9 protein-coding genes and 1 pseudogene are annotated in these 9,980 nt (G+C 71.2%); 7 read left to right on the top strand and 3 right to left on the bottom strand.

Going from position 1 to position 9,980, the window contains the following annotated elements; translation table 11 throughout:
• From I73_RS11515 to I73_RS27485, 3 genes are all read right to left on the bottom strand, one after another.
• Positions 1-990: NAD(P)/FAD-dependent oxidoreductase (locus I73_RS11515; RefSeq protein WP_022980751.1), on the bottom strand; the 990-nt coding region annotated here is incomplete at its 3' end.
• A 35-nt stretch (positions 991-1,025) separates the two neighbouring features.
• Positions 1,026-4,352 (bottom strand): efflux RND transporter permease subunit, encoded by a 3,327-nt coding sequence (locus I73_RS11510; RefSeq protein ID WP_022980750.1) that lies wholly within the window; start codon positions 4,350-4,352, stop codon positions 1,026-1,028.
• Positions 4,353-4,464: 112 nt separating this feature from the next.
• Positions 4,465-5,424 carry an efflux RND transporter periplasmic adaptor subunit gene (locus I73_RS27485; protein WP_234409483.1) on the bottom strand — a complete coding sequence of 320 codons (960 nt, stop codon included), beginning with the start codon at positions 5,422-5,424 and terminating at the stop codon, positions 4,465-4,467.
• Positions 5,425-5,633: 209 nt separating this feature from the next.
• On the opposite strand from I73_RS27485, the gene atpD reads away from it, so the two are divergent.
• The 7 genes and pseudogenes from atpD to I73_RS27465 all read left to right on the top strand — a co-directional run.
• The gene (gene atpD / locus I73_RS27480) at positions 5,634-7,064 is read left to right on the top strand and encodes a F0F1 ATP synthase subunit beta (protein ID WP_051049179.1); all 1,431 of its coding nucleotides are present in this window, start codon (positions 5,634-5,636) and stop codon (positions 7,062-7,064) included.
• Positions 7,065-7,080: 16 nt separating this feature from the next.
• On the top strand, positions 7,081-7,524 hold the full coding sequence (locus I73_RS11495) for a hypothetical protein (protein ID WP_022980748.1): 444 nt from the start codon (positions 7,081-7,083) through the stop codon (positions 7,522-7,524).
• The gene (locus tag I73_RS11490; RefSeq protein ID WP_022980747.1) at positions 7,521-7,811 is read left to right on the top strand and encodes an AtpZ/AtpI family protein; all 291 of its coding nucleotides are present in this window, start codon (positions 7,521-7,523) and stop codon (positions 7,809-7,811) included. The genes I73_RS11495 and I73_RS11490 overlap by 4 nt, the downstream gene beginning before the upstream one ends.
• 17 nt (positions 7,812-7,828) lie before the next feature.
• Complete coding sequence (locus tag I73_RS27475; RefSeq protein ID WP_022980746.1) at positions 7,829-8,560, top strand: F0F1 ATP synthase subunit A; 732 nt, start codon at positions 7,829-7,831, stop codon at positions 8,558-8,560.
• Positions 8,557-8,823 carry a F0F1 ATP synthase subunit C gene (locus I73_RS11480; protein ID WP_022980745.1) on the top strand — a complete coding sequence of 89 codons (267 nt, stop codon included), beginning with the start codon at positions 8,557-8,559 and terminating at the stop codon, positions 8,821-8,823. The genes I73_RS27475 and I73_RS11480 overlap by 4 nt, the downstream gene beginning before the upstream one ends.
• Before the next feature lie 31 nt (positions 8,824-8,854).
• Positions 8,855-9,628 (top strand): ATP synthase subunit B, encoded by a 774-nt coding sequence (locus I73_RS27470; protein ID WP_022980744.1) that lies wholly within the window; start codon positions 8,855-8,857, stop codon positions 9,626-9,628.
• A gap of 1 nt (position 9,629) precedes the next feature.
• Positions 9,630-9,980: pseudogene (locus I73_RS27465) on the top strand (F0F1 ATP synthase subunit alpha); the annotation flags it as partial.

Here is a 9,980-nt window from a genome sequence, read left to right as displayed (position 1 = left end):
GGTCTCGATCATGTAGCCCGTCTTGGGCGCGCCGGTGGGCACCGGGGTCACCTCCACCGGCGGAATGGCCACGCAGACGCCTGCCGAGAAGATGTTCTTGTAGGCCTTGCTGCGCTGGTATTCGTCGATCAGGACGAAGCCGCGCGGGTTGCACAGATGGGGCACCGCGGCCACCGGCTCCACGCCCTTGAAGGCCGGCAGCATCATGGCCAGCTGGAAGGGCAGTTCATGCTGCTTGAGCACGTTGCCCTGGTCGTCGAGCTGGGTGGTGAAGAGCTTGCCGGCCTCGACCTGGGTGGTCTTGGCGTTGGTGATCCACTTGATGTCGTGGTTGCGCAGCTCGCTCTCCAGCATGGACTTGCTGTCGCCCACGCCGCCCAGGCCCAGGTGGCCGATGTAGGGTTCGCTGGTGACATAGGTCATCGGCACCTTGTGGCGCAGCTTGCGCTTGCGCAGGTCGGCGTCGACGATGAAGGCGAATTCGTAGGCCGGGCCGAAGCAGCTGGCCCCGGGCATGGCGCCCACGATGATCGGGCCCGGGCTCTTCAGGAATTCCTGGTAGTCGCGCCAGAAGGCCTCGGCATGGTCCACCGAGCAGACCGAGTGGGTGTGGCCGCCGCCACCGTGGGCCGCGGGGCCGGCACCGGGCACCTCGTCGAAGCTGAGCTTGGGGCCGGTGGTGATCACCAGGTAGTCATAGGCCAGGGTCTGGCCGTTGGCCAGCGTGAGCTGGTTGCCCGGCGCGTCGATGGCCGAAACCGCCGAGGGGATGAAGGCGATGCCCTTCTTCTCCAGCAGCGGGCCCACCTTCAGCACGATCTCCTCGCGCTGGCGCCAGCCCACCGCGATCCAGGGGTTGGAGGGCACGAACTGGAAGTAGTCCACCGCGCTGACCACGGTGATCTGGTGCTCCTTGGGGAGCATCTCGCGCAGCTCGTACGCGCAGGGCATGCCGCCGATGCCGGCGCCGATGATGACGATGTGGGCCATGGTTGTCTCCTGAATTGCCGTTCTGACGACGGCGGTTACACAGCTTCATGGCGATGCCGCAGCATCGCGTAGTAGAGAACCGGGATCACCACCAGCGTGAGCAGGGTGGAGACGAGGATGCCGAAGATCAGCGAGACGGCCAGGCCGTTGAAGATCGGGTCGTCGAGGATGAAGAAGGCGCCGATCATGGCCGCCAGCGCGGTCAGGGCGATGGGCTGGGCGCGCACCCGGGCCGACTCGATGACCGCCGTCTGGAAGGGCACGCCCTGGGCCAGCTGCAGCTCGATGAAGTCCACCAGCAGGATGGAGTTGCGCACGATGATGCCGGCCAGCGCGATCATGCCGATCATGCTGGTGGCGGTGAACTGCGCACCCAGCAGGGCATGGCCGGGCATCACGCCGATGAGGGTCAGCGGGATGGGCGCCATGATGATCAGCGGCGTGCCATAACTCTTGAACTGCGCCACCACCAGCAGGTAGATCAGGATCAGGCCCACCGCATAGGCGGCGCCCATGTCGCGGAAGGTTTCGTAGGTGATCTGCCACTCGCCGTCCCACTTGATCGCGTACTGCGTGAAGGGGTCGGAGGGCTGGTGGATCCAGTACTCGCCCAACGTGCCGTGGCCGGCCGGCAGCGCGTCCTTCAGGTGCGGGCGGATGGCGAACAGGCCGTACAGCGGCGAGTCGAGCTGGCCGGCCATGTCGCCGAAGACGTAGCTGACCGGGTGCAGGTCCTTGGTGTAGAGCGGCTTGTCGATCACGCCCTGTTCCACCCGCACCAGCTCCGACAGCGGCACCAGCTGGCCGTTGGCGGCCTTCAGGGGCAGGGCCAGCAGCGCGTCCAGGCCGATCTGGCTGTCGCGCGGCAGCTGCAGCCGCACCGGCACCGGGTACTTGTCATGGCCGGTGTGCAGCCAGGCGGCATCGGTGCCCGACAGGGCGGCCTGCACCGTCTGCGCGATGGTGGCCACCGCGATGCCGGCCGACTCGGCGCGCTGGCGGTTCACCCGCAGGAAGGCGCGTGGGGCGTCCTCCTTCAGGGTGGTGTCGACGCCGACGATGTCGGGCGTGGCGTGGAAGGCCTGCGCCACCTTGGCGGCCACGGCCTGGCGACCGGCCTCGTCCGGGCCGTAGGCCTCGGCCACCAGCGGGCTCATCACCGGCGGGCCGGGCGGCACCTCCACCACCTGGATGCGCGCGCCATGGGCGGCGGCGATCTTCTCCAGGTCGGGGCGCAGGCGCTGGGCGATGGCGTGGCTCTTCTCCGAGCGGTGGTGCTTGTCCACCAGGTTGACCTGCAGGTCGCCCTGGTCGGCCTCGCTGCGCAGGTAGTACTGGCGCACCAGGCCGTTGAAGGTGATGGGGCTGGCGGTGCCGGCATAGCCCTGCAGGTCGCGCACCTCGGCCTGGCGGGCCAGGAAGGCGCCCAGGTCCTGCAGCGTGGCGGCGGTGTCCTCCAGCGGCGTGCCGGCCGGCATGTTGACGATGACCTGGAACTCCGACTTGTTGTCGAAGGGCAGCATCTTCAGCACCACCCACTGCACCAGCGTCAGGCCCACCGACAGCATCAGCGCCACCAAGATGCCGCCCAGCAGCATCCAGCGCTTCTTCGCGCTCTGCAGCAGGGGCTGGAGCAGGGCGGCGAAAAAGTTGCCCAGGCGGGCGCCCACGCCGGCCGCGCCACTGACGGGTGCATGGCCGCCCGCGCCGCCATGGGACTTCATCAGCTTCAGGGCCAGCCAGGGCGTGACCGTGAAGGCGATGGCCAGCGACAGCGCCATGCCCAGGCTGGAGTTGATCGGGATCGGGCTCATGTACGGGCCCATCAGCCCGCTCACGAAGGCCATGGGCAGCAGCGCACCGATCACCGTCATCGTGGCCAGGATGGTGGGGCCGCCCACCTCGTCCACCGCCACCGGGATGATCTCAGCCAAGGAGCGTCTGTTTTGGCTTCGGCCCACGTCGCCTTCGGCGACATGACCCTGCGCCGAAACATCCATCGCCATGTGGCGATGGATGTTTTCCACCACCACGATGGCGTCGTCCACCAGGATGCCGATCGAGAAGATCAGCGCGAACAGCGAGACCCGGTTGAGGGTGAAGCCCCAGGCCCAGGAGGCGAACAGCGTGACTGTCAGGGTCAGGATCACCGCCGAGCCGACGATGATGGCCTCGCGCCGGCCCAGGGCGATGCCCACCAGCAGGATGACCGAGCCGGTGGCGAAGGCCAGCTTCTGGATCAGCTTGTTGGCCTTCTCGGCGGCGGTTTCGCCGTAGTCGCGGCTGATGCTGACCTGCACGCCCTCGGGGATCACGCTGTTGCGCAGCTCGTCCACCCGGGCGCGGGCGGCGCGGGCCACGTCCACCGCGTTCTGGCCCGGCTTCTTGGTGACGGTGATCGTCAGCGCCGGATAGACCTGACCGGCCGGGGCCGAGGCCGATTCCTCTGCCGACAGCGGGGCGCTGCCCGGGGTGTACCAGACCAGGTGGCTGGGCTGGGCGGCGCCCGGGGTGATCTGGGCGACTTCACGCAGGTAGACCGGCTTGCCTGCATGCACGCCTACCACGATGTCGCCGACCTCGTCGGCATTGCGCAGGAACTGGCCGGTCTCCACCGTCAGCAGCTGGTTGCCCTGGGGCTGCACCACCGCACCGGCGGGCATGCCCTGGTTGGCGGCCTGCAGGCTGGCCTTGAGCGACATCACGTCGACGCCGCGTTCGCGCAGGCGCGACGGGTCCAGCGCCACGTTCACCGACCGGCCGGGGCCGCCGATGGTCTGCACCTCGCGGGTGCCGGGCACTCGTTTGAGCTCGGCCTCCAGCGTGTGGGCCACCCGCTCCAGCTCCACGCCGCTGCGGGCGTCCTGGGCCCACAGGGTGATGCCCAGAACCGGCACGTCGTCGATGCCCTTGGGCTTGACGATGGGGGCCAGGGTGCCCAGGCCGGCGGGCAGCCAGTCGGAGTTGGCGTTGAGCACGTCGTACAGGCGCACCAGGGCCTCGGTGCGCGGCACGCCCACCTTGTACTGCACCGTCAGCACCGCCATGCCCGGCTGGGCGACGGAGTAGGTGTGGTCGATGTCGGCGATCTGCGAGAGCACCTGCTCGGCCGGCCGGGCCACCATGGCCTGCACATCCTCGCTGCTGGCCCCCGGGAAGGGGATCAGCACATTGGCCATGGTGACGTTGATCTGCGGCTCTTCCTCGCGCGGGGTGACGAGTACCGCGAACAGGCCCAGCAGCAGGGCCACCAGGGCCAGCAGCGGGGTGATGGCATTGGCCTGGAAGGCGCGGGCCAGGCGGCCGGAAATGCCCAGCACCGGCTCGGTGCCGGCGTGGGTGGGGTCGTGGGGGTGGCTCATCGGGGATCCTGTCCTGCGCGCTGGGTACGGAGCGCTCAGCGCGCCGCGCCAGCCGGGGTGGCACCGGCCAGGCCGGCCTGCACCGCATCGGCGGCCACCTGCTCACCGGCCTTCAGGCCGGCCAGCACCGGCACCTGCTGGCCGGGGCCGGGCGTGCCCAGTCGCACCGAGCGCAGCACGAACTGCCCCTGGCGGGCCACGTAGACGGCTTCAGCTCGCCGCGGCGCAACACGGCCGCGGCTGGCACGCTCAGCACCGCGGGGGTGGCGGCCGAGGCCGGCGCGTCAAAGCGCACCCGCAGGCTCTGGCCGGGCGACAGGCTGGTGCCGGTCGGCAGGTCCAGGCGCCATTCCACCGTCTGGGCCACCGGGTCGGTGGCGGGCAGCTCGGTGCGCTGGACCGGGCTCACCCAGCGGCCGTCGGGCAGGCGCACCTCGGGGTGGGTGGCGGCGCGGGCCAGCGCCGCGCGCGAGGCGGGCACCTGCACCACGGCGCGCAGCGCACCGGGGGCGTACATCGTCACCACGCCGACACCGGCCGCGGCCAGGTCGCCGGTGTCCACCAGCGTGGCCTGCACCACGCCGTCGAAGGGGGCGCTCACGTCGGCAAATCCGCGGGCCAGGGCGGCCTGGCTGCGCGCGCCGCGGGCCTGGTCCAGCGCGGCCTGGGCGGCCTTCAGGCTGGTGTCGGCCTGGTCCACCACCGACTGGCTGACAAAGCCCTGCTGGCGCAGCTCGCGCTGGCGCTGGGCATTGAGTTTGGCGTTCTGCAGCTGGGCCTCGGCCTGGGCCACCGCGGCATCGCTCTGCAGCAGGCCGGCGCTGGTGTTGCGGGCGTCGATGCGGGCCAGCAGCTGGCCGGCATGCACCTTGTCGCCGGCCTTGACGGCCAGCTGAGTCACGTTGCCGGCCACCTGGGCGGCCACCGTGGCCTGGCGCAAAGCCTCCACCGTGCCGTCCAGCTCGAAGCCAGCACCCGCCGGGGTGCTGCCCACCGTCACGGTGGGCACGGGGGCGGCCATGGCCGCCGCGCAGCCCAGCCACATCGACGCCAACCATGCGACATGCTTCATCGAAGGACTCCCGGCCGTGTGTGTCTTTATACCCATTGGGGTATCGTAACAGAGCCTGCAGCACCCGGGCAAGTCAGGGATTTCGCCCGCATCCCGCCTGTCCGCGGGCTGTCCGTGGGCAAGGGCCGGCCACTGCTTTCTTGATCTAAGGCAAGTTGGGGGATTGCTGCGCCGCGTCAAACTGAGGCCCGTACTTCCGGCTGTTCCCCATGACCGACGGACTCCACGCCCGCACAGCGCTCCCTCCGGCACCCGTCACCCACCGGGTGGTGGCCGTGCATGGCCCCGTGGTGGCGGTGCGCGGTCGGCCCCTGCCCCAGCTGGGCCATGTGCTGCGCGTGCCGATCGACGGCCATGCGGTCACCCTGGTGGTGGAGCAGCACGTCTCCGAGTGCGTGGTGCGCACCATTGCGCTGGAGAGCACCGAGGGCCTGGCCCGTGGCCTGCCGGCGCACGACACCGGGGCGCCGCTGACCGTGCCGGCCGGCGAGGCCTGCCTGGGTCGCCTGCTGGATGTGCAGGGCCGCCCGCTCGACGGCGGGCCGCCGCTGGACCCGGCGCTGCACCGCCCGGTGATGGCGCCGCCGCCGCGCCTGTCCGACACCCTGCCGGGCCAGCAGATCCTGCCCACCGGCATCAAGGTGATCGACCTGCTGTGCCCCTTCGTGCGCGGCGGCAAGACCGGGCTGTTCGGCGGTGCCGGCGTGGGCAAGACGGTGCTGATGATGGAGTTCATGCACGCCGTCAGCACCCTCTACCGAGGCGCCTCGGTGTTCGCCGGGGTGGGTGAACGCATCCGAGAGGGCCACGAGATGTGGCACGAGATGCGCGAGGCCGGCGTCATGCAGCGCACCGTGATGGTCTTCGGCCAGATGGACGAGACCCCGGGCGTGCGATACCACACGGGGTTCACCGCCCTGGCCTGTGCCGAGGCCCTGCGCGACGCTGGCCACGGCGAGGTGCTGTTCCTGATGGACAACCTCTTTCGCTTCGTCCAGGCCGGCTCTGAAATCTCCGGCCTGCTGGGTCGCATGCCGTCCAGCGTCGGCTACCAGCCCACGCTGCTGACCGAGGTCGCCACGCTGGAGGAGCGCATCCTGTCCACCCGGCAGGGGGCCATCACCTCGGTGCAGGCGGTCTACGTGCCGGCCGATGACATGAGCGACCCCTCGATGGCCGCCATCCAGGCCCACCTGGATTCCATCGTCGTGCTCTCGCGCGAGCAGGCCGCCCGCGGCATCTACCCGGCGGTGGACCCGCTGGCCTCCAACAGCCGCATGTTGGACGTGCACATCGTCGGCGAGCGCCACCACCGGGTGGCCGGCGCGGTGCGCGAGCACCTGGCCCGCTACAAGGCGCTGGAGGACATCATCGCCATGCTGGGCCTGGAGGAACTCTCGCCCGAGGACCAGCGCACCGTGCGCCGCGCCCGTCGCCTGCAGCGCTACCTGACCCAGCCCTTCCAGGTCGTGGCCGACCACACCGGCCTGCCCGGTGTGACCGTGCCGCTGGAAACCCTGCTGGCCGACTGCGAGCGTTTCCTGGACGGGGCCTACGACGGCCTGACCGAGGACGCCTGCTACATGCAGGGCGCCATGCCGGCCCCTGCGCCGACCACCGCCGCCGTGGCCGGCGCCTGAGCCCGCGGGACGCCCGATGGACCACCCCGGCTTCACCCTCTGCCTGCTGGACGCCCAGCAGGTCCGCCGCCTGGCCGGGGTGGTTCGCCTGCTGGCCGAGGACGCCCACGGCCAGTTCGCGCTGTGGCCGCGCCACGAGCCGCAGATGACCGTGCTGGAGCCCGGCCTGTTCCGCTACCGCCTGGCCGCCGATGCGGCCGACGCCGACTGGCACTGCGGCGCCTGCGCCGGCGGCCTGCTGCGCAGCGCCTGGGAGGACGGGGTGCAGGCCGTGCGCATCGTCAGCAGCCGCTTTCTGGTGGACGCTGACGCCGCCACGCTGCTGCAGCGCCTGGACGCCCTGCTGGCGGCCGACCAGCGCCTGCGCCTGTCCACCCGCGAGGAGCACCTGCAGCTGGACCTGGCCCTGATGCGCCGCCTGCAGCAGCTGGCCCAGACCGCCCCGGGAGGCCGCGCATGAGCGACGAGCCGAACGAGGTGAGCACCGATCCGATGCGCCGCAACGCCGAGCGCCAACTGGGCCGCCTGGCCCGCGCCCGCAAGGCCGGCTTCCTGGGCCTGCTGGTCACCGGCGGCACGGCCGGCCTGCTGCTGTGCGTGCCCCTGGTGGGCGGCGCCTACCTGGGGCGTTGGCTGGACAGCCTGTCCGCCGGCTACAGCGTGCGCTGGACGGTCAACCTGATCCTGCTGGGCCTGGCCGTGGGCGTGGGCAACGTGATCTGGTTCTTCCGCAGCCACGGGCGCTGAGGACTGGGGAGACACACATGGACGAAGGCTTCACGCTGCACCTGGCCGGGCTGGCCCTGTCGGAGACCCTGTGCCTGTCGCTGCTCGTCACGCTGGGCCTGGCCGCGGCCGCCTGGTTCTGGGGCCCGCGGGGCGGACGCCCGCCGGCCCTGGCGCTGGAGCTGGCCTGGCAGCTGATGCATGACGCGGTGGCCGAGGTCGTGGTCCCGGTGCATGTGGACCGGGTGCTGCCCTTCATCGGCAGCCTGTGGCTGTTCATTGCGGTGTCCAACCTGCTGGGCCTGGTGCCGGGCCTCACCTCGCCCACCCGCGACCTCTCCGTCACCGCCGCGCTGGCGGTCATCGTCTTCTTCGCGGTGCACCTCTACGGCCTGCGGGCCGCGGGCTGGCGGGCCTATCTGCGGCACTACATCCAGCCCAGCCCCATCCTCGCGCCCTTCCACATCATCAGCGAGATCACCCGCACCCTGGCCCTGGCCATCCGCCTGTTCGGCAACATGATGAGCCTGGAGATGGCCGCGCTGCTGGTGTTGCTGGTGGCCGGTGTGCTGGTGCCGGTGCCCCTCTTGCTGCTGCACGTCATCGAGGCCCTGGTGCAGGCCTACATCTTCGGCATGCTGGCGCTGATCTATGTCGGCTCCGCGCTGGAGGTCAGCCTGCCCGAAGGCCAGCCGCCGGGGCCGCCAACGCCTCCATCGCCCCCAACGCCCCCAACGCCTGTTTCCTCTTCTGCTCCGGAGTCGCCATGACCGACCTGCACCTCTTCGCCATCGTCTCCACCGTGGTGGCCGCCCTGGCCATCGCCCTGGGCGTGTTCTTCCCGGCCCTGGCCATGGGCCGGGCCATCTCCTCGGCCCTGGACGCCCTGGCACGTCAGCCCGAGGCCGAGAAGGAGATCAGCCGCACCCTGTTCATCGGCCTGGCCATGATCGAGTCGCTGGCCATTTATTGCCTGGTGGTGGCGCTGATCATCCTGTTCCGCAACCCGCTGCTCGAATACCTGCTGAAGTGAGGGGCGGCCCTCGCCGCCGACGGGACCCGCCATGAACCTCGATGCCACCACCTTCGCGCTGGAGATCCTGAACTTTGCGGTGCTGCTGTGGCTGCTGCGCCGCTTCCTGTTCAAGCCGGTGCAGGCCGCCCTGGCCGCGCGGGCCCAGGCCCAGCAGCAGCAGCGCGACACGCTGGACGCCCGCCAGCAGGCCCTGGAGGCGCGAGCCCAGGCCCTGGCCGCCCAGGAAGCCGGGCAGGCCGGCCAGCGTGAGGCGGCCCGTCAAGCCTTGGTGGAGGAGATCGCCGCGCTGCGCAGCCAGCGTCTGGCCGCGCTGGACGCCGAGCTGCGCGCCGAGCGCGAAAAGGCCCAGGTCCGTCTGCAGCGCGAGGCCAGCGCGCGCCAGGAGCAGGCCGACCGCCAGCTGCAGGCCCGCGCCGCCGGTTTCGTGGGCGACTACCTGAAGCGCCTGGCCAGCCCGGCGCTGGAGGCCGCGCTGGTCGATCTGTTCCTGACCGACCTGGCCGCCCGGGCCGAAGCCCTGGCGCTGGAGCTGAGCCCGCTGGGTCGCGCGCCCGGCGCCGAGCCCCCCACCGTGAGCAGCGCCTTTGCCCTGCCCGAGGCGCTGCAGGCCCGCATCCGCACCGGCCTGGCGGCCGTGCTGGGCCAGGACGTGGCCCCGCGCTGGACGCTGGAGCCCGATCTGCTGGCGGGCCTGAGCGTGCACCTGCCCGGCCACCAGCTGGAGACCAGCCTGCGCCGTGGCGTCGACGCCTTCAGGCGCCTGGACGCCCCGACGGCCGGCCAGACCCCAGGGGAGGGCTGACATGGCCTCGTCTGCATCCGACATCGCCCCCGACCTCGTCCCCGAGGTCGGCCTCAGCGTCGAGGAGGTCGGCACCATCCTGGGTGTGGCCGACGGCATCGCCTGGGTCGAGGGCCTGCCCTTCGTGCCGGTGGGCGAGGTGCTGCGCTCGGCCGATGGCAGCCGCGCCTGGGTCTTCCAGCTCGACGAGACGCTGGCCGGCTGCATCCTGCTGGACCAGACCGAGGGCCTGGCCGCCGGCCTGCGCATGCACCGCTGCGGCCAGCGCCTGGCCCTGGGCTGCGGTGACGCCCTGCTGGGCCGGGTGATCGACCCGCTGGGCCGGCCGCTGGACGGCCTGCCGCCGCCACAG

Origin of the sequence: Ideonella sp. B508-1 (genome assembly GCF_000333615.1) — a bacterium.
Taxonomy (GTDB): domain Bacteria; phylum Pseudomonadota; class Gammaproteobacteria; order Burkholderiales; family Burkholderiaceae_C; genus Ideonella.
Note: the sequence above shows the minus strand (reverse complement) of the source record. Positions and strands in the feature narration are given on the sequence as shown.

Coding starts and splice junctions, on each gene's coding strand:
- I73_RS11495 (WP_022980748.1), top strand. CDS start 7,081: ATGGACCACCCCGGCTTCACCCTCTGCCTGCTGGACGCCCAGCAGGTC.
- I73_RS11490 (WP_022980747.1), top strand. CDS start 7,521: ATGAGCGACGAGCCGAACGAGGTGAGCACCGATCCGATGCGCCGCAAC.
- I73_RS27485 (WP_234409483.1), bottom strand. CDS start 5,424: ATGAAGCATGTCGCATGGTTGGCGTCGATGTGGCTGGGCTGCGCGGCG.
- I73_RS11480 (WP_022980745.1), top strand. CDS start 8,557: ATGACCGACCTGCACCTCTTCGCCATCGTCTCCACCGTGGTGGCCGCC.
- I73_RS27475 (WP_022980746.1), top strand. CDS start 7,829: ATGGACGAAGGCTTCACGCTGCACCTGGCCGGGCTGGCCCTGTCGGAG.
- I73_RS11510 (WP_022980750.1), bottom strand. CDS start 4,352: ATGAGCCACCCCCACGACCCCACCCACGCCGGCACCGAGCCGGTGCTG.
- atpD (WP_051049179.1), top strand. CDS start 5,634: ATGACCGACGGACTCCACGCCCGCACAGCGCTCCCTCCGGCACCCGTC.
- I73_RS27470 (WP_022980744.1), top strand. CDS start 8,855: ATGAACCTCGATGCCACCACCTTCGCGCTGGAGATCCTGAACTTTGCG.